Below are 26,145 nucleotides of genomic sequence, written 5' to 3'. Positions count from 1 at the left end.
CTCACATCCGGAAGACGCCGAAGCCGCCACGGGCGCCCTCGACGGGGGCGTTGTGGACGGCCGACAGGCACAGGCCGAGGACGGTACGGGTGTCGCGCGGGTCGATGACTCCGTCGTCGTAGAGCCGCCCGGACAGGAACAGGGGAAGGGACTCGGACTCGATCTGCGCCTCCACGAAGGCCCGCATCCCGGCGTCGGCCTCCTCGTCGTAGGGCTGTCCCTTGGCGGCGGCGGACTGCCGGGCCACGATCGAGAGCACGCCGGCGAGCTGCTGGGGACCCATGACGGCGGACTTGGCGCTGGGCCAGGCGAAGAGGAACCGGGGCTCGTAGGCGCGGCCGCACATGCCGTAGTGGCCGGCGCCGTAGCTGGCGCCGATGAGGACGGACAGGTGCGGGACCCGGGAGTTGGAGACCGCGTTGATCATCATCGAGCCGTGTTTGACGATGCCGCCCTGCTCGTACTCCTTGCCGACCATGTAGCCGGTGGTGTTGTGGAGGAACAGGAGCGGGATGTCGCGCTGGTTGGCGAGCTGGATGAACTGGGCGGCTTTCTGCGACTCGGCGCTGAACAGCACGCCCTGGGCGTTGGCGAGGATGCCGACCGGGTAGCCGTGGAGTGTGGCCCAGCCGGTGACGAGGCTGGGGCCGTAGAGGGGCTTGAACTCGTCGAAGTCGGAACCGTCGACGATGCGGGCGATGACCTCGCGGGGGTCGAAGGGGGTCTTCAGGTCCGGCGGGACGATCCCGAGGAGCTCCTCCGCGTCGTACAGCGGCTCCTCGGCGCGCGGCGGTTCGGGGTGGGGCTTGCGGTGGTTCAGCCGGGCCACGATGCGGCGGGCCTGGCGGATGGCGTCGTACTCGTCGAGGGCGTAGTGGTCGGCGAGGCCGGAGACGCGGGCGTGCATGTCGGCTCCGCCGAGGGATTCGTCGTCGCTCTCCTCGCCGGTGGCCATCTTCACGAGGGGCGGACCGCCCAGGAACACCTTGGAACGGTCCTTGATCATGACGGTGTGGTCGGACATCCCGGGGATGTACGCGCCGCCGGCGGTGGAGTTGCCGAAGACGACGGCGACGGTGGGGATCCCGGCGGCGGAGAGGCGGGTGAGGTCGCGGAAGACCGCCCCGCCGGGGATGAAGATCTCCTTCTGGGAGGGCAGGTCGGCGCCGCCGGACTCGACGAGGCTGATGCAGGGGAGCCGGTTCTGCAGGGCGATCTCGTTGGCCCGCAGGGCCTTCTTCAGGGTCCAGGGGTTGCTGGCACCGCCGCGCACGGTGGGGTCGTTGGCCGTGATCAGGCACTCGACGCCCTCGACGGTGCCGATGCCGGTCACCATCGAGGCGCCGACGGGGTGGTCGCTCCCCCAGGCGGCGAGCGGGGACAGTTCGAGGAACGGGGTATCGGGGTCGAGCAGCAGCTCGACGCGCTCGCGGGGCAGCAGCTTGCCGCGGCCCCGGTGCCGGGCGGTGTACTTCTCCCCGCCGCCCGCGAGCGCCTTGGCGTGCTCGGCGTCCAGCGCACCGAGCCGCTCCAGGGCGGCGGAACGAGCCTGCGCGTACTCGGGGGCGAGGGGGTCGACGGTGGTACCGAGACGGGTCATGGACGGATCCCCTCCGGGGTGGGTGGCATCTGGGACGTCGCCCCGACGTCAGGCCCGGACGACACCGGCGCCGCCGACCGGTCGGGATCCGGCACGCACGCCGCGCGGGGCGGGGCGGGAGGACGGGGCCCGTCGGCCGGAGTCGGGGGCAGTAGGTGGGTCGGGATGTCGACGTGGCGGGCGCGGAGCCATTCGCCGAGGGCCTTGGCCTGCGGGTCGAACCGGTGGCCGGAGGCGACCCCGTCGCCGAGGATCCCGGCGACGGTGAAGTTCAGCGCCCGCAGGTTGGGCAGCTCGTGGCGGACGACGGCGAGGGGCGCGGTCTCGGGGAGCAGGCTCTGGAGGAGCTTGACGGTGAGGGTGTCGCGGAGCCAGTCCCAGGCCGCGTCGGTCTCGACCCAGACCCCGATGTTGGCGTCACCGCCCTTGTCCCCGGAGCGGGCCCCGGCCAGCACCCCGAGGGGAGCCCGGGTGGTGGGACCGCCGTGCGGCCCGGGCCCGGCGGGGCTCTCCCCCGCCGCGCCCCTCGCCGAATCCGGGGGCCGCGCCCCGGACCCCCCGACGCCCCCGCCGACCGGGCCCGACAGGGCCGGGGCCGACGGGGCCGGGGCCGACAGGGCCGGGGCCGACAGGGCCGGGCCCCGGGTTCCGGGCAGGGGCGGGGTGGGGGAGTCCGCGCCCCTCGCCGAATCCGGGGGTCGCGCCCCGGACCCCCCGCCGGCGCCCCCGCCGACTGGGCCCGACGGGGCCGGGGCTGGGGCCCGGGTTTTGGGGAGGGGTGGGGTGGGGGGAGCCACGCGGGCGGCGGCGGCCGGTATCCGGGTGCCGTCCGGCAGGACCGCCGTGTGGGGGACCCCGGACGCCGGGATCGTGGCCGACGTGAAGACGCCGTACGGCTGGGCCGGCCCCGGCGGGGAGGTGACGTGGAAGCCCGGGTAGCTCGCCAGGGCCAGTTCGATCGCCGCCCCGGTCAGCTCCCGCCCCACCCGGTCCGGTGACGGGTCGCGGACCACCAGCCGCAGCAGGGCGCTCGCCGCCTCCTGCGTGTCCGCGTCCGCGTGGTCGGTACGGGCCAGGGTCCACGACACCCCCGCCACCCCGGCCAGCGCGTCCGCCAGCTGCTCGCGCACCAGGGCCGCCTTCGCCTCGACGTCCAGGCCCGTCAGGACGAAGACCACCTCGTTGCGCCAGCCCCCGACCCGGGTGACCCCCACCTTCAGGGTGTCCGGCGGCGGCTCCCCCACCGTCCCGCTGATCCGGACCCGGTCCTCGCCGTCCGGGGTCAGGCGCACCGTGTCCAGGCGGGCCGTGACGTCGGGGCCCAGGTACCGGGCGCCCTGGGTCTCGTACAGCAGCTGCGCGGTGACCGTGCCCGGGGAGACGAGCCCGCCCGTGCCGGGGTGTTTGGTGACGACGGCCGAGCCGTCCTCGCAGACCTCCGCCAGCGGGAAGCCGGGCCGGTGCACGTCGTGCGCGGTGAAGAAGGCGTAGTTGCCGCCGGTGGCCTGCGTGCCGCATTCCAGGACGTGCCCGGCGACCACCGCGCCCGCCAGCCGGTCGTACTCCTGCGGCCCCCAGTCGAACCACCACGCGGCCGGCCCGCTCACCAGCGCCGCGTCCGTGACCCGGCCGGTCACCACCACGTCCGCGCCCGCCCGCAGGCAGGCCGTGATCCCGGCGCCGCCGAGGTAGGCGTTGGCGGTCAGCGCCCCCTCCAACGCCCCGGCCCCCGCCCCCGACCCCGCCCCCGCGCCGGACCGCATCAGGTCGTCGCCCTCGACGTGCGCGACGCGTACCGGCACCCCCACCTCGTCCGCCAGCGCGCGCACCGCCTCCGCCAGCCCGGCCGGGTTCAGCCCGCCCGCGTTGGTGACGATCTTCACGCCCCGCTCGTGCGCGAGCCCGAGCCCCTCCTCCAGCTGCCGCAGGAAGGTCCTGGCGTACCCGAGGTCCGGGTTCTTCAGCCGGTCGCGGCCGAGGATCAGCATGGTCAGCTCGGCGAGGTAGTCGCCGGTCAGGACGTCCAGCGGGCCACCCGTCAGCATCTCGCGCACCGCGTCGAACCGGTCGCCGTAGAAGCCCGAGGCGTTGCCGATGCGCAGGGGGCGCCGGGCGGTCACCGCGTCCCCCGGGGTTCGCGGCCCGGACCCGCCGGGCCGGCGAAGGCCTGGGCGATGTCCAGCCAGCGGTCGGCGTCGGGGCCCTCGGCGGTGAGGGCGAGGTCGGCGCGGTGGGCGCGCTGGGTGACCAGCAGGCAGAAGTCCAGCGCGGGCCCGGTGACCCGCTGCCCGGCGTCCTCGGGCCCGTACGCCCACACCCCGGCCCCGTCCGGGGCGGTGAGCTCCACCCGGAACTCCCCCTCCGGCACCGCGAGTCCGCGCACGGCGTACGCGTAGTCCCGCGCCCGCACCCCGATCCGCGCGACGTGCCGCAGCCGGGCGGTCGGGGCCCGCCGCGCGCCGAGCGCGTCGGCGACGTCCTGGCCGTGCGCCCAGGTCTCCATCAGCCGGGCGCTCGCCATGGAGGCGGCCTTCATCGGGGGCCCGTACCAGGGGAAACGGGCGTCGGGCGAAGCGGCGGCCAGGGCCCGGTCCAGCGCCTCCCGCCCGGCCCGCCACCGCGCCAGCAGCTCGGCGGGCGCCAGCCGCGCCCCTTCCTCCGCCCCCTCGTCCACGAAGGACTCCGGCGCCTTGAGGGCCACCTCCACCTCCCGTGCGAACCCCTCGGCGTCGGTGAGCGCGAGCAGCGCGGCCCGGTCGGTCCAGTGCAGGTGCGCGATCTGATGGGCGACGCTCCACCCCTCGGCGGGCGTCGGCCGCGCCCACTCGGACGCGGCCAACCCCCCTACGAGGGAGTCGAGTTCACGGCCCTCCTCGCGGAGATCGGCGAAGACGGCGACGACGGACGGCTCGGGCACGGCGTGCTCCCCTCTCGGCGTGAGGGGAAGCCTGGCAGCACCCCGAGAAACAATCAAGCACGCTTGCATGATTTCCATCCGAACGCGTCCGATTCCCGCCACCCGCCAACCGGCCGGCAACACAGGGGACTTGACCCCACCACCCCCTTCCCCGAGGCCCGGGCGCCGGGCACCCCGCACCCGCACGCGCGATTCCGGCCGTACGCCCACAAGCCCCCGAACACGCCCCGCGCACCCCGCCGATACTGAGTGCTCCCGCTCACGCCGCCGGAGCAGAAGCAGCCCCCCCCCCCCCCCCCCCCCGCATCCGAATACGTCCATGCCGCTCGACGACGAGGATGATCCGACGTGCACCCAGCTGCCCACTCGCTCTACCCCGACCTCGACGCCACCGCCCTCGGCGCCTTCGCCGCCGCCCTCGAAAGCGGGGAGTGCGCCGGACTGCCGCCCGCGCGCGCCGCCGACGTCGAGGCCGTGCGGGCCGTCGCCGTCTTCAGCCGGGGCAAGGTCACCGGCGCCGACGGTGACCTCCTCGAAGCCGCGCTCTGGCGGCACACCGGGTCCGCGCCCCGGCCGGCGGTCGTGATGCCCGCCCCCTGGACGGACCTCGGCTGGCTCGCGTACGCCGTCCAGGCCTCCCGGTTCGCGGTGGGCGGCTACGACGTCCTCGCCTACAGCCCGCGCGGGTTCGCCGCCTCCGAGGGCCACGCCGACTTCGCCGGACCCCTCGACGTCACCGACGGCCGCCACGCCCTGGACCACCTCCTGGAGCGCGCCCCCGGCCCCGTCACCCGGATCGGCTTCCTCGGCGTCTCGTACGGCGCCGGCATCGCCCAGCTCGTCGCCGCGCACGACGCCCGCGTCGACGCGGTGGCGGCGCTCAGCGGCTGGGGCGACCTCGGCGAGGTGCTGCGGGAGCACTCCACCCGCCGCACCGCCGCCGTCCACGCCCTGCTCACGGCCGCCCCCCGGGCCAGGCTGAGCCGGCCGGCGCAGCGCGCCCTGGAGAACGTCCTCGCGGGCCGGGACCTCCACGAGAGCCTGGCGTGGGCGGAGCCGCGCTCACCGTTCACGCACCTCAAGGAGCTGGGACGGCGCCAGGTGGCGGTCTTCTGCGCCCACGCCTGGCACGAGACCCTCTTCCCCGCCGGGCAGGTGCTGCGGATGTTCCAGGAGCTCGGCGGGCCCAAGCGCATCGACCTGTCCATCGGTGACCACTGCGGCCCCGAGACGACCGGCCTGACCGGACTGCCGAACCGGATCTGGACGGACGCCCAGCGCTGGTTCGGCCACCACCTCCGCGGGGACGGCAACGGCATCGACGGGGAGGGCGAGGTCCTGTCCGAGGTGATGTGGAGCCGGGCCCTCGAACCCTCCCCCACCTGGCCCGTTCCCACCCGCCACATCCGCCGCCTGCACCTCACCGGCACCGGCGAACTGGCCGACCGGCCCGACCCCGGCTGGGCGGCGGGCGTACTGTGCGGGGTCGCGGCCCCGGTGGCCGTCGCGGAGGCGGTCGCCCGCTCCGGGTCCGCGGAACTGGCGGGCCGGCCCAGCTCCTACCCGGCCGCCGCCGCCATGGACCGCACGGCGGCCGCCGTGTGGACCGCCGCCCCGGCCCCGGACACCACCCGCCTGCGCGGCACCCCGCGCCTGCGCGTCACCTACCGGGCCGCGAACTCCGGCTCCACCTTCGTCGCGTACCTCCTGGACCTGGCGCCCGACGGCTCGGCCCGCCTGATCACCCATGCCCCGTTCAGCGACCTCGACGCCCCGCCGGACAGTCTGATCAGCGCGGACATCGACCTCCAGCCCACCGCGTACGACCTCCCGCCGGGCCACCGCGTCATGCTGGCGCTGACCCCCCGAGACCCCCTCTACGCGGACGCCAACCTCCCCCGCGCCACCCTGTCGTTCACCTCCCCGGAGCCGACGCCTTCGTACGTGGAGCTGCCGGTGGGGTGAGGATTGCGCCTACGGGTCGGACCTCAGGACTTCTGTGCCCGTACCGCGCCCATGCTCGCCGCGATGACCAGGGCGATCGCCAGGGCGTCCAGCAGGGAGAGGGCCTGGTGGAGGACCAGGAAGCCCGCCGTGGCCGCGATGGCCGGCTCCAGGCTCATCAGGATCGCGAACGTCGGCGCCGGGAGGCGGCGCAGGGCCAGGAGTTCCAGCGTGTAGGGGAGCACCGACGAGAGCACCGCCACGCCGAGGCCCAGGGCCAGGGTGGCCGGCGCCAGGAGGGCGGAGCCCGACTGGGCCACGCCCAGGGGGAGGGAGATCACCGCCGCCACCGCCATCGCCAGGGCCAGGCCGTCCGCCTGGGGGAAGCGGCGGCCGGTGCGGGCGCTGAAGACGATGTACGCCGCCCACATCGCGCCCGCGCCCACCGCGAAGGCGGCGCCGAGCGGGTCGAGGGAGCCGAGGCCGAGGCCGCCGCCGCCGTGGGTGGAGAGGAGGGCCACGCCGGCCAGGGCCAGGCCCGCCCACAGGAGGTTCACCAGGCGGCGGGAGACCAGGACCGAGAGGGCCAGCGGGCCCAGGACCTCCAGGGTGACCGCCGGGCCCAGGGGGATGCGGTCGATGGACTGGTAGAAGAGGCCGTTCATGCCCGCCATGGCCACGCCGAAGGCGAGGACGGTGCCCCAGTCGGAGCGCGTGTAGCCCCGTACCTTCGGCCGGCAGACCAGCAGGAGGACCAGGGCGGCGGCCGCCAGCCGCAGCGTGACCACGCCGGCCGCGCCCGCCCTCGGCATGATCATGACCGCGAGGGCGGCGCCGAACTGCACCGAGACCCCGGCCGCGACCACGAGGGCCACCGGGCCGAAGCGGCCGCCGGGGCCGCCGCGGGCGGCCTTGAGCCGACTGGCGGGGGTGGCGGACTGCGGCTTGGTGCGGGTGGCGGGGGTCGCTGGGGTTGCGGGGGTTGTCGTGGGGGAGGGCGAGGCTGCGGGCATTTATCCAGGTTAAGGGGTCGGTAAGGGTCGTGCCTCCGTGTTCTCTCTTACATTGGCTGCTCGTCCGGGGGGAGGGCTTCCGCAAGGAGCTCCGCCAGGTGCCGCGCGCGGTGGCCGGAGAGCTGGGCGATCTGGGTGCGGCAGGAGTAGCCGTCCGCCAGGACGGCGGTGCCGGGGGCGGCGGACCGGAGGGAGGGGAGCAGCTGTTCCTCCGCGCAGGCGACGGAGACGGCGTGGTGGCCCGGCTCGAAGCCGAAGTTGCCCGCGAGGCCGCAGCAGCCGCCGCTGAGCTCCCCGGTGAGCCCGGCGCGCTCGCGCAGCCGCCGGTCGGCGCCGTCGCCGAGGACGGCGTGCTGGTGGCAGTGGGTCTGGCCGGCGACGGGCCGGTCCAGGCGGGGCGGGGCCCAGTGGGGGGCGTACTCCTCAAGGGTCTCGGCGAAGGTGCGGACCGCCGCCGCGAGGCGGTGGGCCCGCGGGTCGTCGGGGAGGAGGGCCGGGAGGTCGGTGCGCAGGGCCGCGGCGCAGCTGGGTTCCAGGACGAGGACGGGGCCGGCGGCCTCGCCGAGGGTGTCCAGGGTGCGGCGCAGGACCTTGCGGGCGCGGGTGAGGCGGCCGGTGGAGACGTAGGTCAGGGCGCAGCAGACCGGGCCGTCGGGAACGGTGACGGAGAGGCCGGCGGACGCCAGTACGCGGACGGCGGCGCGGGCGGCGGCGGGGGCGAGGTGGTTCGTGAAGGTGTCCGGCCACAGGGTGACCCGGGGTGGCGCCGCGGCCGCCCCGGCCGCCCGCCCTTCCCCGGTGGCCGCCCGCCCTTCCCCGGTGGCCGCCCGCCCTTCCCCGGTGGCCGCACGCCCTTCCCCGGTGGCCGCCCGCCGTTCCCGGGTGAACGGCACCCCCGCCACCTCGGGCAGCCTCCGCTCCCGGGCCAGCCCCGGTACCCGGAGCACCTTCCCCGCCGCGTTGACCGGCCCGGCCGCCCGCAGCCGGGCGATCAGCCGGAGCCAGGTGGGCAGGCCGCCCAGGAGGTAGTGGGACACGGGGCGCGGGCGGCCCCGCCAGTGCCGGTCGAGGAACTCCGATTTGTACGCGGCCATGTCCACCCCCACCGGGCAGTCGCTGCGGCAGCCCTTGCAGCCCAGGCAGAGGTCGAGGGCTTCGGCCACCTCCGGCGAGCGCCACCCGTCGCGGACGATCTCCCCCGCCAGCATCTCGTGCAGGAGCCGTGCCCGGCCGCGCGTGGAGTGCCGTTCCTCCCCCGTGGCCCGGTACGAGGGGCACATCACCGCCGGGCCGCCCGTCTCCTGGGAGCGGCACTTCGCGACGCCGACGCAGCGGGCTACCTCGTTCCCGAAGGGGGTCCGGGGCAGGACGGCGAAGCGGAGGTTGTCGTCCAGGCGGGCGGGGCGGACGAGGATGCCGGGGTTCATGCCGCCCGCCGGGTCCCAGACGTCCTTGTAGGCCGCGAAGAGGTCGATCACCTCCGGCGGGTACATGCGCGGCAGGAGTTCCGCGCGGGCCTGGCCGTCGCCGTGTTCCCCCGACAGGGAGCCCCCGTGGGCGACGACCAGGTCGGCGAGCTCGCCGGAGAAGGAGCGGTAGCGGGCCACGCCCGCGGCGGAGGCCAGGTCGAAGTCGATCCGGACGTGCACGCAGCCCTCGCCGAAGTGCCCGTACGGGGTCCCCCGCAGCCCGTGCCGGGCCAGCAGGGCGCGGAACGCGCGCAGGTAGGCGCCGAGCCGGGCCGGGGGGACGGCGCAGTCCTCCCAGCCGGGCCAGGCCATGCTCCCGTCGGGCATGCGCGTCGCGGTGCCGGCGGCGTCCTCGCGGATCCGCCAGAGCGCCCGCTGCGCCGCCGGGTCCGCGACCACCACCGCGTCCAGGGCGTCGGCGGCCCGGACGAGGCCGCGCGCGGCCCCCTCGTCCCGGGTCTCCACGAACAGCCAGGCCCCGCCCCGGGGCAGCCCGGCGGTGTCGGGGACGAGGTCCTGCGCCATGCCCTCCACCGTCAGCGGCCCGTGGGGCAGGAGCCCGGCCGCGGCGTCGGCGGCGGCGCTCTCGTCGGGGTAGCCGAGTACCGCGAGGGCGGGCGCGGGCGGGAGTTCCACGAGGCGCACCACGGCCTCGGTGACCACCCCGAGGGTGCCCTCGCTGCCGCAGAAGGCCCGGGCGAGCCGCACGCCCCGTTCGGGGAGGAGGGCGTCGAGGCCGCCGTAGCCGGAGATCCGGCGGGAGAACCCTCCGGCCATGCCCGTGCGCAGGGCCGCGAGGTTCCCGGCGACCAGTTCCCGCAGGCCCGGCGGGGCGCCCGCCCAGCCGTCGGCGAGCCGGTGGCGGGCGCCGCCGTACGTGGTCACCGCCAGCTCGGCCACGTTGTCGGCGGTGGTCCCCCAGGCCACGGAGTGGGCCCCGCAGGCGTTGTTGCCGATCATTCCGCCGAGGGTGCAGCGGGAGTGCGTGGACGGGTCGGGGCCGAAGGTCAGGCCGTACGGGCGGACCGCCTCCCTCAGCCGGTCGAGGACGAGTCCGGGCTGGACCACGGCGGTGCGGGCGGCCGGGTCCACGGACACCAGGGCGTTCATGTGCCGGGTGAGGTCGAGGACCACGCCGACCCCCGTGGCCTGGCCGGCGATGGAGGTGCCGCCGCCGCGCGGGACGACGGGGACCCCGGCGTCGGCGCACACCCGCAGCGCCGCCGCCACGTCCTCGGCGTCGCGCGGGGCGACGACGCCGACGGGCACGCGCCGGTAGTTGGAGGCGTCCATCGTCACCAGCGCCCGGGCGGCGGCCCCGAAATCCACCTCCCCGCGCAGCTCGGCCCGCAATGTCCGTTCGAGTTCCCCAGGAGACGTCACGGGCCACATCTACCCATCAGCCGCACATCACCCTCCGGTGTCTCACCGGGTGGACGCGCTTCCGACGGCCGGTCCGGGACCCGATACGCTCCGCACGTGGCTGAGATCCAGATTCCCGCTGACATCAAGCCCGCCGACGGACGCTTCGGCGCGGGCCCCTCCAAGGTGCGGACCGAGGCGCTGGACGCCCTCGCCGCCACCGGTAACTCCCTGCTCGGTACCTCCCACCGCCAGGCCCCGGTCAAGAACCTGGTCGGATCGGTGCGCCAGGGCCTCCGGGACCTCTTCTCCCTCCCCGAGGGCTACGAGGTGATCCTGGGCAACGGCGGCTCCACCGCCTTCTGGGACATCGCGACCGCCGGCCTGATCGAGCGGAAGTCCCAGCACCTGACCTTCGGCGAGTTCTCGTCCAAGTTCGCCAAGGCCGCGAAGCTCGCGCCGTGGCTGGACGAGCCGTCCGTCATCTCCTCCGAGCCGGGCACGCACCCCGAGCCGGTGGCGGAGGCGGGTGTCGACGTGTACGCGTACACGCACAACGAGACCTCGACGGGTGTGGCGGCGCCCATCAAGCGCGTCGCGGGCGCCGACGCGGGTTCGCTGGTGCTGGTGGACGCGACCTCGGGTGCGGGCGGCCTGCCCGTGGACATCACCGAGACCGACGTCTACTACTTCGCCCCGCAGAAGTCCTTCGCCTCGGACGGCGGCCTGTGGCTGGCCGCGTTCTCCCCGGCCGCGCTGGAGCGCGCGGCGCGCGTGCACGCGTCGGGCCGGCACATCCCGGAGTTCTTCTCGCTGCCGACGGCGATCGACAACTCGCTGAAGAACCAGACGTACAACACCCCGGCGCTGGCCACCCTCTTCCTGCTGAACCAGCAGCTGGAGTGGATGAACGGCCAGGGCGGCCTGGAGTTCACCACCTCCCGTACGGCGGCCAGCGCGGCCAACCTGTACGGCTGGGCGGAGGCGTCGAAGTGCGCCGGCCCGTTCGTGCAGGACGCCGACAAGCGCTCGGCGGTCATCGGCACGATCGACTTCGACGACGAGATCGACGCGGCGGCGGTGGCGAAGGTGCTGCGCGCCAACGGCATCGTGGACACCGAGCCGTACCGCAAGCTCGGCCGCAACCAGCTGCGCGTCGCGATGTTCCCGGCGATCGACCCGGCGGACGTGCAGGCGCTGACGGTGTGCATCGACTACGTGATCGAGCGCCTCTGACCGCGGTGTCCGCCCACTGACGCGAGGGGAGCCCCCGGTGCCGGAAGGCACCGGGGGCTCCTCCCGTTCCGGGCCCGGGCCCCGGCGGCGCCGTCGTGTTCGCCCACCTCACGGGCAAGACCCGGCCGCCCACGCGATACCTTCACAGCAACAGGTGGAGTCAGCACAGCATGTGGAGGCAACGGCGTGAACGTGCGAGTGACGGCGGCCCCGAGCGGCATGGACCCCTTCAGCACCGCCCGGCTGCGGCGCACGGTGCTGGACGCGTGGGCCGCCGGACCCGCGCGGTTCCGTGAGGACGCCAACGCCGAGGAGGACCTGGCGCTCGGCGGCTACCGCGACCGGCTCGCGATCGAACTGGCGCAGAACGCCTCCGACGCGGCCGCCCGCGGCCGCGTCCCCGGCCGGCTGCGGCTCACGCTGCACCCCGCCGTCCCCGGCGAAGACGGCCACGGCGTGCTGGCCGTCGCCAACACCGGTGCCCCGCTGGACGCGACGGGCGTGGAGTCGCTGAGCACCCTGCGCGCCTCCGCCAAGCGCGAGGGCGCCTCCTCCGCCCACACCGTCGGCCGGTTCGGCGTCGGCTTCGCCGCCGTCCTGGCCGTCTCCGACGAGCCCGCCGTCCTCGGCCGGCACGGCGGCGTGCGCTGGTCCCTCGCCGAGGCCCGCGAAATGGCCCGCGAGGCCGCCCACTTCAGCCCCGGCCTCGGCGACGAACTGCGCCGCCGCGACGGCCACGTCCCGCTGCTGCGCCTGCCCCTGCCCGCCGAGGGCACCGCCCCCGACGGCTACGACACCGTCGTCGTCCTCCCACTGCGCGACGCGGCCGCCGCCGACCTCGCCGAACGCCTGCTGCACGGGGTCGACGACGCCCTCCTGCTCACCCTCCCCGGGCTGACCGAGGTCGTCGTCGACACCCCCGCCGGCGGCACCCGCACCCTCTACCGGCACACCGACGGCCCCTACACCGTCATCGAGGACTCCGCCTCCGGCACCCACCGCTGGCGCACCGTCCAGGCGAGCGGTCCCCTCACCCGCGAACTCCTCGCCGACCGGCCCGTGGAGGAACGGCTGCGGCCCACCTGGAGCGTCACCTGGGCCGTCCCCGTCGACGCCGACGGCGCCCCCGAACGCCCCCGCACCGCGCCCGTCGTCCACGCCCCCACCCCCACCGACGACCCCCTCGGCATCCCGGCCCTGCTCATCGCCTCCCTGCCGATGGACACCTCCCGCCGCCACCACGCGCCCGGACCGCTGACCGACTTCCTGGTGGAGCGCGCCGCCGACGCCTACACCGAACTCCTCGCCGCCTGGGATCCGGTGACCCCCGCCCTGGTGGACCTCGTCCCCGGCCCGCTCGGCAAGGGCGAACTCGACGGCGCCCTGCGCGCCGCCGTCCTCCAGCGACTGCCCCGCACCGCCTTCCTCGCCCCGGCCGCCCCCTCCGAGGACCTGACCCGGCTGCGCCCCTTCGAGGCCGAGGTGGTCGAGGGCGCCGGAGCCGACACCGTACGCGTCCTCGCCGACGTGCTCCCCACGCTGCTGCCCGCCGGGCTGGAGCGGCGGCCCGAGCTGCGCACCCTGGGCGTGGGCCGGCTCCCGCTCGGCGACGCCATCGAGCGGATCGCCGGCATCGAACGCACCCCGCAGTGGTGGCACGACCTCTACGACACCCTCGCCGGGGTCGACCCGGACCGGCTGTCCGGGCTGCCCGTACCGCTCGCCGACGGCCGCACCGCGATCGGCCCGCGCCACATCCTGCTGCCCGGCCCCGACACCCCCGCCGACCTGGCCCGGCTGGGGCTGAAGGTGGCCCACCCGGACGCCGCGCACCCCCTGCTGGAGAAGCTGGGCGCCCTGCCCGCCACCGCCCGAGCCGTCCTGACCACCCCGCAGATCCGGGCCGCGGTGGCCGGCTCGCTCGACGTCGGCGAGATCTGGGACGAGGACTCCGACGCCCCCGACGCCGACGAGCTCGCCGAGATCGTCCTGACCCTGGTCCGCGACGCCGGCCTGGCCCCCGGCGACGAACCGTGGCTGGGCGCGCTGGCCCTGCCCGACGAGGACGGCGAACCGACCCCGGCCGGGGAACTCCTCCTCGCCGGCAGCCCCCTCGCCTCCGTCGTCCGCGAGGACGAGATCCCGTACCTGGACCCCGACCTGGCCGCCCGCTGGGACGCCGACACCCTGGCCGCCTGCGGGGTGCTGACCACCTTCCAGCTGGTCCGCGCCACCGACGTCGTCCTCGACCCGGACGAGCTGGAGCCCCGCGAGGGCGACTACGCCGAGCCCGACGACGCCGGACTGCTCGACGCGGTCGACGTGTGGTGCGAGGACCTCCTCGACCAGCTCCCCGACTCCCCCGTGCCGCCGGTCGCCACCGAGCTGATCGCCGTACGCGACCTCGACCTCGTCGACGACGACCGCTGGCCCCAGGCCCTGGCGATGCTCGCGCAGCCCCCGCTGCGCGACGCCCTCACCCAGCCGGTGCGGGTCCTGCTCCCCGACGGCACCACGCAGTCGGTGCGCCCGTACACCGCCTGGTGGCTGCGCGACCACCCGGTCCTCGACGGCCGCCGCCCGGCCGGCCTGCGCGCGGCGGGCGGGGACCCGCTGCTGGCCGGCCTGTACACCCCGGCGGACGCGACGGGCTTTGAGGACGAGCAGGTGCTGCGCGCCCTGGGCGTACGCACCACGGTGCGCGCCCTGCTGGAGGAGCCGGGCGGCGCGGCCGAGCTGCTGGGCCGGCTCGCCGACCCGGACCGCGAGGTGTCGGGCCGGCAGCTGCACGGGCTGTACGGGGCGCTGGCCGACCTGGACCCGGAGCAGGTGACGCTCCCGGACGAGCTGCGGGCGGTGGTGGACGGCGAGGTGGTCGTCGTGGACGCGGCCGAGGCGGTCGTCTGCGACGCCCCCGACCTGCTGCCGCTGACGGCGGGCCTGCCCCTGCTCCCCGTCGCCCCGTCGCGGGCGGCGGACCTGGCGGAGCTGTTGCAGGTGCGGCGGCTGTCGGAGACCGTCCCGGCGGAGGTGACCACGCCGGGCGAGGAGCACGAGGTCCCGGACTCGGTACGGGTACTGCTGGGCCCCTCGGCCCCGGCGACGTACGTGGAGCACGAGGAGCTGGTGGCGGGCGGCACGGAGCTGGACTGGCGCCTGACCCCGGACGGCGTGCTGCACGCGGCCACCCTGGAGGGCGTGGCGGCGGGCCTGGCCTGGGCGGCGGGCCAGTGGCCCCGGCGCTTCGAGGTCGCGGCCCTCCTGGAGGACCCGTCCCGCACGGCGGAACTCGCGCGGGACAGGTGGTTCGACTGACGCAGGCCCCGCCGCCGGCCGGGCGGGCGGACGCGCCCGGCCGGCCGGAGTGGGCCTACGCCGCCGGGGCGAGCTCGCGCTGCGGGGTCGCCGGGACGAACGTCAGGCCGTTGCGGTTCAGGCTCAGCCGCAGGTTGCCCACGCGGCGCAGGATCAGGCCCACGGCCACCGCGGCCGCCAGGGAGACCAGCCCGCCCGCGGCCATGCCCAGCCGGGCCCCATAGGCGTCGGTGATCCAGCCGACCAGCGGGGCGCCGACGGGGGTGCCACCGGTGAAGACCATCATGTAGAGGGCCATCACCCGGCCCCGCATCTCGGGGTCGGTGGCCATCTGGACACTGGAGTTCGCCACGACGTTGACCGTCAGCCCGAACATCCCGACCGGCACCAGCAGCACCGCGAACAGCCAGAAGCCGGGCGCGGAGGCCGTCACCAGCAGCAGGGCGGAGAACAGCACCGCCGCCGTCACCAGCACCCGCAGCCGGGTGTTGCCGCGCCGGGCGGCCAGCAGGGCGCCGGCCAGGGAGCCGGCCGCGATCAGGGTGTTGAACAGGCCGTACGTGCCCGCGTCCGCGTGGAAGACGTCGTCGACGAAGGCCGACAGCCAGATCGGGAAGTTGAAGCCGAAGGTGCCGATGAAGCCGACCAGGACGATCGGCCAGACCAGCTCGGGCCGGCCGGCGACGTAGCGCAGGCCCTCACGCAGCTGTCCCTTGGCGCGCGGCCGCGGCTCGACCGCGTAGAGCTCGCGGGTGCGCATCATCAGCAGCGCGGCGATCGGCGCCGCGAACGACAGCCCGTTCAGCAGGAAGGCCCAGCCGGAGCCGACGGCGGTGATCAGCACGCCGGCGATCGCCGGGCCGACCAGCCGCGCGGACTGGAAGTTCGCGGAGTTCAGGCTGACCGCGTTGGCGACCTGCGCGGGGCCGACCATCTCGGAGACGAAGGTCTGCCGGGCCGGGTTGTCCACGACCGTGACCAGGCCGAGCAGGAACGCGGCGAGGTAGACGTGCCACACCTGGACGTGTCCGGCCAGGGTGAGCGCGGCGAGCGCGACGCCGGTCAGGCCCATCGCGGTCTGCGTGGCGATCAGCAGCGGCCGCTTGGGCAGCCGGTCCGCGAGGACGCCTCCGTAGAGGCCGAACAGCAGCATCGGCAGGAACTGCAGGGCGATGGTCACGCCCACGGCGGACGCGGAGCCGGTCAGGGAGAGGACCAGCCAGTCCTGCGCGATGCGCTGCATCCAGGTGCCCGTGTTCGACACGACCTGGCCTGCGGCGAAGAGCCGGTAGTTCCGGATCTTCAGCGAGCTGAACGTCGAGTGCGAGCGGGTGCCCGGTCCTCTGGTCCCGCTCGGGGTCTGGGGGGTGGGTAGGTGGCCGGGTGCGGAGTTCCCTCCGGTTCCGGTACTCAAAAGCGTTCGCCTCCTGGCGTCGTTCCTATAGGTGCGCGAGCTTCTCCAGGACGGGGGCGGCGGCGCGGAGCTTGGCCCATTCGTCCTCGGTGAGCTCTGCGGCGAGCCCGGCCAGGAAGGCGTTGCGCTTGCGGCGGCTCTCTTCGAGCATCGCCTCGGCCACCTCCGTCTGGCTGACCACCTTCTGGCGGCGGTCGTCGGGATGCGGTTCCAGCCTGACCAGTCCCTTGGCCTCCAGCAACGCGACGATGCGGGTCATCGACGGCGGCTGGACGTGCTCCTTGCGGGCGAGCTCACCGGGGGTGGCCTGGCCGCAGCGGGCGAGGGTGCCGAGGACCGACATCTCGGTCGGGCTCAGCGATTCGTCGACGCGCTGGTGCTTCAGGCGTCGGCCCAGCCGCATCACGGCGGAGCGCAGGTCGTTCACGGCGGCAGCGTCGTCGCCATGGGAGAGGTCGGGCATGTACTTAGAATAACTCATTACTCTGGCTAACGAACGCAGGGGGTGGCGGACGGGGCGGGGAAGGGGTCCGGAGAACGGATCCGGCCGGATCACTCGTACGGGTGAGTCGGGCGCAGAAAGGGACGCGCGCGCGTGCCCTGTGGCCCGACCCTTTCGGCATGGGGACACATGTGCTGAGCATGCGCATAGACGGGGAGCTGCTGGAGCGGCTGAGGCACCACGCCGCCAAACGCGGAATGAGCGTCCAGGACTATGTCGTCCGGACGCTCATTCGCGATGACTTCGACGAGCGGTTCAAGGCCGCCGTCGACGAGACGGAGAAGTTCTACGGGCTTACGTGAGCCCCAGGGCCGGCATCGCGTAGTAGAAGACGAAGACCGCCGAGACGGCGTACATCGCGGCCGGGACCCCGCGACCCCGGCCCGTGGCCAGGCGCAGCACGCAGAAGCTCACGAAGCCGATGCCGATGCCGTTGGTGATCGAGTACGTGAACGGCATCATCACCATGGCCATGAAGGCCGGGACGGCGATGGTGAAGTCGCTCCAGTCGATGTCCCGGACCGAGCCGGCCAGGATCAGGAAGCCGACCGCGACGAGGGCGGGGGTGGCGGCCTGCGAGGGGACCATCGTGGCCAGCGGGGTCAGGAACAGCGAGACCGTGAACAGGCCACCGGTGACCACGTTGGCCAGGCCCGTACGGGCGCCCTCGCCGACGCCCGCGGTGGACTCCACGAAGCAGGTGGTGGCGGAGGACGAGGTCGCGCCGCCGGAGGCGACGGCCAGGCCGTCGATCAGCAGGACCCGGTTGATGCCGGGGAAGGTGCCGTCGGGCTTGGTCAGCTTGGCCTCGTCGCCGACGCCGAGGATGGTGCCCATCGCGTCGAAGAAGCAGGACAGCAGGACGGTGAAGACGAAGAGGATGCCGGTGAGCACGCCGACCTTGCCGAAGCCGCCGAAGAGGCTGACCTGGCCGACGAGCCCGAAGTCGGGGGCGGCCACGGGGTTGCCCGGCCACTGCGGGACGGTCAGGCCCCAGGCGAGGTCCGGCAGGTCGGCGACCAGCTGCACCGCGACCGCGACGACGGTCATGGCGACGATGGAGATCAGGATCGCGCCGGGCGTCTTGCGGATCAGCAGCGCGATCGTGAGCAGCACGCCGACGACGAAGATCAGGACGGGCCAGCCGTGCAGGTGGCCGTTGCCGCCGAGCTGGAGCGGGACCGTGGTGTGGGCGGCGTCCGGGATGCGGGTGACGAAGCCGGAGTCGACCAGGCCGATCAGCATGATGAACAGGCCGATGCCGATCGCGATGCCCTTGCGCAGGCCGGTCGGGACGGCGTTCATGACCCGCTCGCGCAGACCGGTGGCGACCAGCAGCATCACCACGAAGCCGGCCAGGACCACCATGCCCATGGCGTCGGGCCAGCTCATCCGCGGGGCGAGCTGGAGGGCGACGACGGTGTTGACGCCGAGGCCCGCGGCCAGGGCGATCGGGACGTTGCCGATGACACCCATGAGGAGGGTGGAGAAGGCGGCCGTCAGGACGGTGGCGGTGACCAGCTGGCCGCCGTCGAGCTGGTGCCCGTACATGTCCTTGGCGCTGCCGAGGATGATCGGGTTCAGCACGATGATGTAGGCCATCGCGAAGAAGGTCGCGAAGCCGCCCCGGACCTCGCGGGCCACGGTCGAACCGCGTTCCGAGATCTTGAAGAAGCGGTCGATGCCGCCGGTGGGGGCCGCGGGGGGTGCCGAGGTGGTCATGCGGTCCTCAAACTGGGTCGAATTAGCGGTTCCTACGAAGGAATCCGGCCGTAGGCAAACCGTTTCAGTATGAACACATGAACGGATGCCAGTCCATCTGCGCGCGTAGACCCCGAATCCGGCCACCTAGACTGGTCCGCATGGCGAAGTGGACCCCTACGCACGAGGCGCCCGAACCCCTGGAGGGGCCGGTTGTCGCCACCATCACCGGCGGGACGATCCTCTGGTTCGCCATGTTCGTCGTCCAGCTGCCCTTCTACGGGTGGTTCGCCGACCACGAGCTGTTGTGGTGGCTGTGGACCTGCGCGGCCGGCGGCGGGCTCGGCCTGATCGGCATCTGGTACGTCCGCGGCCGCGACGCCGCGATCAAGAGGCACGCGGCGCAGGAGGCGGCGGCCCGGGCCGAGGACGGGCAGCAGGCCGGACCGGCCGGCCAGGCGGGCCCCGGGGCGTAGTCCGGCCCGGGGGCGACGGGCACGGCGCCGGCGGGCGCGGGCGCCGGAGGGCCCCCTACGGGGGCGACCCGGGGACGATTCCGGTCATCCTGAAGTCGGATCTTCCCCCCGCTCGGCGGGTGGAGCGGAGGAACGCCCTTTACCGTCGAAAACATGACCCAGTCGGCGAGGATCGACCATGACGGGCCCGAGCGGCCCGGCGCCGCCATCGACGCGGGAGCCGAGCTGGACCCCGTCCACCCGGTGAAGCCCCCCGCCCCCCGCTTCAGGCCGGGCGGCCTGACCACCGCCGAGGTCGCCGAACGCGTCGCGCGCGGCGACGTCAACGACGTGCCGCTGCGCTCCTCGCGCTCCACCGCCGACATCGTCCGCGCCAACGTCTTCACCCGCTTCAACGCCATCATCGGCGTCCTGTGGGTGATCATGCTGTTCGTCGCGCCCCTCCAGGACAGCCTGTTCGGCTTCGTGATCGTCGCCAACACCGGCATCGGCATCATCCAGGAACTGCGCGCCAAGAAGACCCTCGACGGGCTCGCCGTCATCGGCGAGGCGAAACCGAGCGTGCGCCGCGACGGCACCACCGCCGAGATCTCCACCTCCGAGATCGTCCTGTCCGACGTCATCGAGCTCGGCCCCGGCGACAAGGTCGTCGTCGACGGGATCGTCGGCGAGGCCGACGGCCTGGAGATCGACGAGTCCCTCCTGACCGGCGAGGCCGACCCGGTCCTGAAGAAGCCCGGCGACCAGGTCATGTCCGGCTCCTTCGTGGTCGCCGGCGGCGGCGCCTTCACCGCGACCAAGGTCGGCCGCGAGGCCTACGCCGCCCAGCTCGCCGAAGAGGCCTCCCGCTTCACCCTCGTCCACTCCGAGCTGCGCACCGGTATCTCCACCATCCTCAAGTACGTCACCTGGATGATGGTCCCGACCTCGATCGGCCTGATCATCAGCCAGCTCGTCGTCAAGGACGACAACCTCAAGGACGCCATCGCCCGCACCGTCGGCGGCATCGTCCCGATGATCCCGGAGGGCCTGGTCCTGCTGACCTCCGTCGCCTTCGCCGTCGGCGTGATCCGGCTCGGCCGCAAGCAGTGCCTGGTCCAGGAGCTGCCCGCCATCGAGGGCCTCGCCCGCGTCGACGTCGTGTGCCTCGACAAGACCGGCACCCTCACCGAGGGCGGCATGGACGTCACCGAGCTGCGCCCGCTCGGCGGCGCGGAGCCCGGCTACGTCAAGAAGGTCCTCGGCGCCCTCGGCGAGTCCGACCCGCGCCCCAACGCCAGCCTCCAGGCCATCATCGATGCCTACCCCGACAGCGCCGAGTGGCGCTGCACCGAGTCGCTGCCCTTCTCCTCCGCCCGCAAGTACAGCGGAGCCAGCTTCAGCGAGGGCGACGGCGAGAACAACACCTGGCTGCTCGGCGCCCCCGACGTGCTCCTGCCCAGCGGCGACCCGGCGCTGGAGGAGATCGACGGCCTCAACGAGCAGGGGCTGCGGGTCCTGCTGCTGGCCCGCTCGGCCCGCGAGCTCGACGACCCGGCCGTGGCCAGCGGGGTCAGGCCGACCGCCCTCGTCGTCCTCGAACAGCGGCTGCGGCCCGACGCCGCCGACACCCTGCGCTACTTCGACGAGCAGGACGTCAAGGCGAAGGTCATCTCCGGCGACAACGCCGTCTCGGTCGGCGCGGTCGCCGGCAAGCTGGGCCTGCCCGGCGCCGCCGGCACCGTCGACGCCCGCCACCTGCCCGCCGAACGGGAGGAGATGGCCGCGGTCCTCGACGGCAACGCCGTCTTCGGCCGGGTCACCCCGCAGCAGAAGCGGGACATGGTCGGCGCCCTCCAGTCCCGCGGCCACACCGTCGCCATGACCGGCGACGGGGTCAACGACGTCCTCGCCCTCAAGGACGCCGACATCGGCGTCTCCATGGGCTCGGGCTCCGAGGCCACCCGCGCGGTCGCGCAGATCGTCCTCCTGAACAACAGCTTCTCCACCCTGCCGTCCGTGGTCGCCGAAGGCCGCCGGGTCATCGGCAACATCACGCGCGTGGCGACCCTGTTCCTGGTCAAGACGGTCTACTCGGTGCTGCTGGCGATCCTGGTGGTCTGCTCCCAGGTCGAGTACCCCTTCCTCCCCCGCCACCTCACCCTCCTGTCCACCCTCACCATCGGCGTCCCGGCGTTCTTCCTGGCCCTGGCCCCGAACAAGGAACGGGCCCGGCCGCACTTCGTACGGCGGGTCATGCGCTACGCCATCCCCGGCGGGGCGGTCGCGGCGGCGGCCACCTTCACCTCGTACCTGATCGCGCGGGCGCACTACTCCGGGCCGGACGCGCTGACCTCGCAGACCAGCGCGGCGACGCTGACGCTGTTCCTGACCTCGCTGTGGGTGCTGGCGATCATCGCCCGGCCCTACACGTGGTGGCGGGTGGCGCTGGTGGCGGCGATGGGGGCGGCGTTCCTGGTGGTCCTGGTCGTCCCCTGGCTGCAGCACTTCTTCCAGCTGAGGCTGGAAGGGGTCACGATGCCGTGGATCGCGGTCGCGATCGCCGCGGCGGCGGCGGCCCTCGTCGAAGCCGCCTTCCGCTGGGTGGACCACCGCTTCCCGGCGTAGCACCCACCCCGCGGCTATCGTCGGGGACATGAGGCTGTTCGCCGCCGTGCTGCCCGAGCCGGGGGCCGTCGCCGAGCTGCGCGAAGCGGTCCGGGCGGCACCCCGCACCGACGACCTGCGCTGGACCGGCGAGGCCGGCTGGCACTTCACCCTCGCCTTCATGGGCGAGGTCGAGGACGACCGCCTCCCCGAACTGCACGCCCGCCTCGCCCGGGCGGCAGCCCACACCGCCCCCTTCCGGCTCCGCCTCCACGGCGCCGGACACTTCGGCCGCCGCGCCCTGTGGATCGGCGCGGCGGGCGGGCTCGACGCGCTGCGGATGCTCGCCGAGCGGGCCGACGCCGCCGCCCGGCGGGCCGGGATCCCGATGGAGCAGCACCGCCGCTACACCCCGCACCTCACCCTCGCCCGCGCCCGCCACGACGGCGCCGACCTCGGGCCCTGCCTCGACGCCCTCGCCGGGTTCGAGGGCACGCCCTGGCAGGTCGACACCCTCAGCCTCGTCCGCAGTGACCTGCCGGTCTCCGGCGTCGCCGGGGAGCAGCCGCGCTACGAGGTCGTCGGCGCATGGCCCCTGACCGCGCATGAGCACTAATCGGACGCTCAGGCACGGTTTTGGGAAAACCTTTCACATCCGGCAGCAAAGGATCCGGTCAGCTCTTGCCCCGCCGCCGCCCACCCGGTGTGATGCGCGAGTCCTGTCGCTGAACCGGACGCGCCGCGCTCCCCCGCGCGGGCCGGGGGGACGGCCGGGGGCACGGCTGACCGGAACCAGCCGTGCATCCGAACAACGAGGTCGAACCACACCGTGCGTCACATATCTCCCGTCGCCACCCTCTTCGCCGTCGCGGTCCTCCCGCTCGCGCTGACCGCCTGCTCCACCACCCCGAAGGCCGCCCCGAGCACCGCCCCCAAGGCCGCGGCACCCAAGGCGGCCGCCACCCCCGAGGCCGCCGCAGGCGCCCCGGCCACCGACGGCCCCAACAAGGGCCTCCTGACGGGTACGCAGCTCAAGGCCGCCCTCGCGCCCGCCTCCTTCTTCGCCACCGGCTACACCGCCGACCCCGCGGACGCCCGCGACACCGGTCCCGCCTACCGGAAGCCGGTCACCGCCGACGTGCCCACCCCCGACTGCACCCTGCTCGGCGGGACCGCCTGGACGAACATCACCGGCATCACCGGTGTCTCGTTCGCGCAGAACGCGTACGTCAACAAGAACACCTCCGAGGAGTACGCCCAGGAGATCGACGTCTACCAGGGCACCACCTCCACCAAGGTCCTCGGCGCGCTCGGCATGCTCTCCAAGGCCTGCCCCAGCTACACGGACGAGCAGACCCACGGCAAGGTGACCGTCACCGAGAAGCCCCTCGCCGGCGTCGGCGACGGCGCCTGGGCCATCACCGAGACCAGCGCCGCCTGGGACGGCGGCACCACCCTGGTCGCCGCCCGGGTCGGCACCTCGGTGGTGACCGTCCTCGTCAGCAGCAGCGGCACCGACAAGGGCCTGGCCGGCGCGACCAAGCTGACGAACCAGCTCGTCGGGAACCTCAAGGGCAAGGCATGACCCCGTAGTACCGCCACCGCTGCCGCTCCCGCCCCGCAGGAGCGGCAGCGCCCTCGGGAGCGGCACCGCCGCGCGCCCTCAGGCCCCCTGATGGGTGATCGTCACGTACAGGTACTCGTCCAGCAGCTTGGCCAGCGGCAGCCCCGGCCGCCCCAGCTCCGCCGCCAGCGCGGCCTCGTCCAGCCCGCCGCTCTCCGCGAGCGCGGCCCGCGCCCAGGCCCGGCCGGCCGTCAGGTGACGGGCGAAGGCCGCCTCGTCCCGGGCACCCCACAGACGCTGGGCGATCGCCGCGTCCCAGGGCATCACCGTCTCGGGCCGCAACGCGAACAAGGCCTTGGCGGCTGCCGTCGGACCGAGGGTCCGGCGCCCGACGGGCAGCGCGGCCAGCTCCCCGAACGCGGCGGCCAGCAGCCCGATCTCCCGGTCGGACAGGGCCGCCAGCCGGGCGCCGGGCAGGCCCCCGTGCCGGGACCACCACCGCTCCAGCCCCTTCCCGAGCAGGTCGGGCTCGCCCTCGCGCGGGTAGCGGATCCGGCAGCCCCAGGTGTTGAGCCAGCGGTGCAGGGCCGCCCGGTGCGCGGCGCCGGACAGGTCCAGCCCGGGCGCGGTGTCCGCGCACAGCGCCAGCCAGCTGCGGTCCACCCCGGGGAACGCCCCGAACACCTCGGCCGCGGCCCGCAGCCGGGCCAGCCCCGGCGCGGGCGGCAGGCCGCCCTCCGCCCCGCCCTCCAGGTGCGCGCGGGCCACCTTGGCCGGCACGCACATCCGCCAGGCGTCGGTGACCAGTTCCTCCAGCTCCGCCACGCCGAGGGCGGCCATCCGCGCCTCGACCCAGTGGTAGCGCATGTCGCCGGCGCCCGGCAGGAAGAACTTCTCCGGCTCGGCGGCGACGAGCGCGGCCCGCTCCTCCTTGGGGAAGGCGAAGCCGAGCTCGGTCTCGTCCCGCGAGAGGGCGAGGTAGACGATCCGGCCTATCCGGAACTTCACCCGGTCGCGGACCAGGTGTTCCTCGGTGCGCGGCAGCGCGAGCGCCAGCCGCCGTACGTCGTCGACTGTGACCATGACGGAAGTCTCGCAGCCCCCGGCACGGGGGCCGGGCGCCTTCGCGTTAGTCTCGACGGGTGGATCCCAAGACCAGAAACCGTGTCATGGCCGGTGTGCTCGTGCTGATGTTCGTCGTCGTCGCCGTGGCGGCCGCGGTCGGCCAGTAGCACCGCCCCGCGGCCGCCCCACGGCCGCCGCGCCGGGACCGGCGCCTACCAGGCGAAGGCCTCCGGCGACGGACCCGGGCCGGGGAAGATCTCGTCCAGTCCGGCGAGTACCTCCTGCGACAGCTCCAGCTCCACCGCCCGCAGCGCGGACGCCAGCTGCTCCCGCGTGCGCGGGCCGACGATCGGGCCGGTGACCCCCGGCCGGGTCAGCAGCCAGGCCAGCGCCGTCTCACCGGGCTCCAGGCCGTGCTTGTCGAGCAGGTCCTCGTACGCCTGCACCTGCGCCCGCACCGCGGTGTCCGCGAGGGCGTCCGCGGTACGGCCGGAGGCGCTGCGCCCCTCGGACGCTCCGGCGGCCTGCTTGCGGATGGCCCCGCCGAGCAGTCCGCCGTGCAGCGGGGACCACGGGATGACGCCGAGCCCGTACTCCTGCGCGGCCGGGATGACCTCCATCTCGGCGCGCCGTTCGGCGAGGTTGTAGAGGCACTGCTCGCTGACGAGCCCGAGCCGGCCGCCGCGCGCGGCGGTCTCGTTGGCCTGGGCGATCTTCCATCCGGGGAAGTTGGAGGAGCCCGCGTAGAGGATCTTGCCCTGCTGGACCAGGACCTCGACGGCCTGCCAGATCTCCTCGAAGGGGGTCTGCCGGTCGACGTGGTGGAACTGGTAGACGTCGATGTGGTCGGTCTGCAGCCGCTTGAGGCTGGCGTCGACGGCGCGGCGGATGTTGAGGGCGGAGAGCCGGTCGTAGTTGGGCCAGGGCTCGCCCTCGGGGGCCATGGAGCCGTAGACCTTCGTGGCGAGGACCGTCTTGTCGCGGCGGCCGCCGCCCTGGGCGAACCAGGTGCCGATGATCTCCTCGGTGCGGCCCTTGTTCTCGCCCCAGCCGTAGACGTTGGCGGTGTCGAAGAAGTTGACGCCCGCGTCGAGCGCTGCGTCCATGATGGCGTGACTGGTGGGTTCGTCGGTCTGCGGACCGAAGTTCATCGTGCCGAGTACGAGTCGGCTGACCTTGAGGCCGGTGCGTCCGAGCTGCGTGTACTTCATGGGGACCAAGCCAACTGCTTGGAGTGCGCTCGAGGCAAGACCCCCGTTCCTCCGGCGCGTTACGTGTCGTCGGCCGGGCGGTAGGGGCCGCCGATGCCCCAGGCCTGGTGGAGGACGGCCGCGAACTCCCCGGCCAGACGGTGCTCGCCGGAGGCGTTGGGGTGGGTGCCGTCGTAGGTGTCGCGGTGGATGTCGTACGCCTCCGGGCGCGCGGCCAGCAGCACCGGCGAAGCGGCGTCGGTGAGGTCGGCGACGGTCTTGGCGAGGAGTTCGTTGAAGCGGACGACCTCGGCGGCGAAGGGGGCGTCGTCCTCGGCGCGGACGTTGGGTATGACCGGCAGGAGGACCATCCGGATGCCGGGGCGGGCCTCGCGGGCGGCCGCGATGAACGCGCGGACGTTCTCGGCGGTCTGGTCGGCCTTCGTGTAGAAGCCGAGGTCGATCAGGCCGAGGGAGACGAGCAGCACGTCGGCCCCGCTCTCGCGGACGGCGGGCCCGATGAGCGGGGCCATGTGCTGCCAGCCCTCGCCCCAGCCGGCCAGGTGGCGGCGGGCGGCCGCCGGGAAGCCGGGGGCGGCGTAGCCCTCGCCGGCCGGGGTGTCACCGGCGGCGTCGTACAGCGCGCTGCGCGGTCCGACGATCTCGAAGCAGCCGTCGCCGAGGGTGGCGCGCAGGTGCTGCCACATCCGGTAGCGCCAGGTGAAGTCGCCGGCGCGTCCGATGGTCATGGAATCGCCGACGAACATGAAACGCATCCGGTCATCATCGCG

At 74.3% G+C, this 26,145-nt stretch carries 19 protein-coding genes; 8 read left to right on the top strand and 11 right to left on the bottom strand.

Annotated features, from left to right (window positions below):
* Position 1 precedes the first annotated feature (1 nt).
* The 3 genes from BX286_RS20850 to BX286_RS20835 are packed head-to-tail and all read right to left on the bottom strand — an operon-like array spanning position 2 to position 4,517.
* The gene (locus tag BX286_RS20850; protein WP_079429113.1) at positions 2-1,600 is read right to left on the bottom strand and encodes an acyl-CoA carboxylase subunit beta; all 1,599 of its coding nucleotides are present in this window, start codon (positions 1,598-1,600) and stop codon (positions 2-4) included.
* Positions 1,597-3,720, bottom strand: coding sequence for an acyclic terpene utilization AtuA family protein (locus BX286_RS36690; RefSeq protein ID WP_187344171.1), 2,124 nt, complete (start codon positions 3,718-3,720; stop codon positions 1,597-1,599). Before BX286_RS36690 ends, BX286_RS20850 begins: the two co-directional genes overlap by 4 nt.
* Positions 3,717-4,517 carry a TIGR03084 family metal-binding protein gene (locus tag BX286_RS20835; protein WP_121015825.1) on the bottom strand — a complete coding sequence of 267 codons (801 nt, stop codon included), beginning with the start codon at positions 4,515-4,517 and terminating at the stop codon, positions 3,717-3,719. Before BX286_RS20835 ends, BX286_RS36690 begins: the two co-directional genes overlap by 4 nt.
* Before the next feature lie 348 nt (positions 4,518-4,865).
* Here BX286_RS20835 and BX286_RS20830 point away from each other — a divergent pair, with 348 nt between their 5' ends.
* Positions 4,866-6,482 carry a CocE/NonD family hydrolase gene (locus tag BX286_RS20830; protein ID WP_121015822.1) on the top strand — a complete coding sequence of 539 codons (1,617 nt, stop codon included), beginning with the start codon at positions 4,866-4,868 and terminating at the stop codon, positions 6,480-6,482.
* Positions 6,483-6,505: 23 nt separating this feature from the next.
* Here BX286_RS20830 and BX286_RS20825 read toward each other — a convergent pair whose 3' ends face one another.
* Both BX286_RS20825 and BX286_RS20820 read right to left on the bottom strand, forming a co-directional pair.
* Positions 6,506-7,474 carry a DMT family transporter gene (locus BX286_RS20825; RefSeq protein ID WP_079429110.1) on the bottom strand — a complete coding sequence of 323 codons (969 nt, stop codon included), beginning with the start codon at positions 7,472-7,474 and terminating at the stop codon, positions 6,506-6,508.
* A gap of 47 nt (positions 7,475-7,521) precedes the next feature.
* Positions 7,522-10,326, bottom strand: a complete 2,805-nt coding sequence (locus tag BX286_RS20820) for an FAD-binding and (Fe-S)-binding domain-containing protein (protein WP_398898747.1) — start codon at positions 10,324-10,326, stop codon at positions 7,522-7,524.
* Positions 10,327-10,422: 96 nt separating this feature from the next.
* On the opposite strand from BX286_RS20820, the gene serC reads away from it, so the two are divergent.
* Positions 10,423-11,541: a phosphoserine transaminase gene (serC, locus tag BX286_RS20815; protein WP_121015816.1), complete on the top strand. Its 1,119-nt coding sequence runs from the start codon at positions 10,423-10,425 to the stop codon at positions 11,539-11,541.
* A gap of 219 nt (positions 11,542-11,760) precedes the next feature.
* The gene (locus tag BX286_RS20810; RefSeq protein ID WP_121017702.1) at positions 11,761-14,856 is read left to right on the top strand and encodes a sacsin N-terminal ATP-binding-like domain-containing protein; all 3,096 of its coding nucleotides are present in this window, start codon (positions 11,761-11,763) and stop codon (positions 14,854-14,856) included.
* Between the two features lie 55 nt (positions 14,857-14,911).
* Here BX286_RS20810 and BX286_RS20805 read toward each other — a convergent pair whose 3' ends face one another.
* A complete protein-coding gene (locus BX286_RS20805) occupies positions 14,912-16,270 on the bottom strand; it encodes an MFS transporter (RefSeq protein ID WP_121015813.1) in 1,359 nt (452 codons plus the stop codon).
* 25 nt (positions 16,271-16,295) lie between these two features.
* Positions 16,296-16,733, bottom strand: a complete 438-nt coding sequence (locus BX286_RS20800; protein WP_079429105.1) for a MarR family winged helix-turn-helix transcriptional regulator — start codon at positions 16,731-16,733, stop codon at positions 16,296-16,298.
* A 158-nt stretch (positions 16,734-16,891) separates the two neighbouring features.
* Here BX286_RS20800 and BX286_RS20795 point away from each other — a divergent pair, with 158 nt between their 5' ends.
* Entirely contained in the window at positions 16,892-17,074 is a 183-nt protein-coding gene (locus tag BX286_RS20795; protein WP_007265601.1) for a hypothetical protein, read from the top strand.
* Here the strand turns inward: BX286_RS20795 and BX286_RS20790 are convergent.
* Positions 17,067-18,494, bottom strand: a complete 1,428-nt coding sequence (locus tag BX286_RS20790; protein ID WP_079429103.1) for an NCS2 family permease — start codon at positions 18,492-18,494, stop codon at positions 17,067-17,069. The two genes, BX286_RS20795 and BX286_RS20790, sit on opposite strands and share 8 nt — an antisense overlap.
* 140 nt (positions 18,495-18,634) lie before the next feature.
* Here BX286_RS20790 and BX286_RS20785 point away from each other — a divergent pair, with 140 nt between their 5' ends.
* The 4 genes from BX286_RS20785 (at position 18,635) to BX286_RS20770 (ending at position 23,120) form a co-directional block, all read left to right on the top strand.
* Entirely contained in the window at positions 18,635-18,949 is a 315-nt protein-coding gene (locus BX286_RS20785; RefSeq protein ID WP_079429101.1) for a DUF2530 domain-containing protein, read from the top strand.
* 153 nt (positions 18,950-19,102) lie between these two features.
* Entirely contained in the window at positions 19,103-21,556 is a 2,454-nt protein-coding gene (locus BX286_RS20780; protein WP_100863180.1) for a cation-translocating P-type ATPase, read from the top strand.
* A 28-nt stretch (positions 21,557-21,584) separates the two neighbouring features.
* A complete protein-coding gene (gene thpR, locus BX286_RS20775; RefSeq protein WP_079429098.1) occupies positions 21,585-22,151 on the top strand; it encodes an RNA 2',3'-cyclic phosphodiesterase in 567 nt (188 codons plus the stop codon).
* Between the two features lie 213 nt (positions 22,152-22,364).
* Positions 22,365-23,120: a hypothetical protein gene (locus BX286_RS20770; RefSeq protein ID WP_079429096.1), complete on the top strand. Its 756-nt coding sequence runs from the start codon at positions 22,365-22,367 to the stop codon at positions 23,118-23,120.
* Positions 23,121-23,198: 78 nt separating this feature from the next.
* Here BX286_RS20770 and BX286_RS20765 read toward each other — a convergent pair whose 3' ends face one another.
* The 3 genes from BX286_RS20765 to BX286_RS20755 all read right to left on the bottom strand — a co-directional run bounded on the left by BX286_RS20765 (position 23,199) and on the right by BX286_RS20755 (position 26,130).
* A complete protein-coding gene (locus BX286_RS20765) occupies positions 23,199-24,182 on the bottom strand; it encodes an MmcQ/YjbR family DNA-binding protein (protein WP_121015809.1) in 984 nt (327 codons plus the stop codon).
* A gap of 194 nt (positions 24,183-24,376) precedes the next feature.
* A complete protein-coding gene (locus tag BX286_RS20760; RefSeq protein ID WP_079429092.1) occupies positions 24,377-25,375 on the bottom strand; it encodes an aldo/keto reductase in 999 nt (332 codons plus the stop codon).
* Positions 25,376-25,434: 59 nt separating this feature from the next.
* Entirely contained in the window at positions 25,435-26,130 is a 696-nt protein-coding gene (locus BX286_RS20755; protein ID WP_079429090.1) for a GDSL-type esterase/lipase family protein, read from the bottom strand.
* Positions 26,131-26,145: the final 15 nt, after the last annotated feature.

Source organism: Streptomyces sp. 3211.6, assembly GCF_003634815.1.
GTDB lineage: Bacteria > Actinomycetota > Actinomycetes > Streptomycetales > Streptomycetaceae > Streptomyces > Streptomyces katrae_A.
This window is presented reverse-complemented; position numbering and strand designations above follow the sequence as displayed.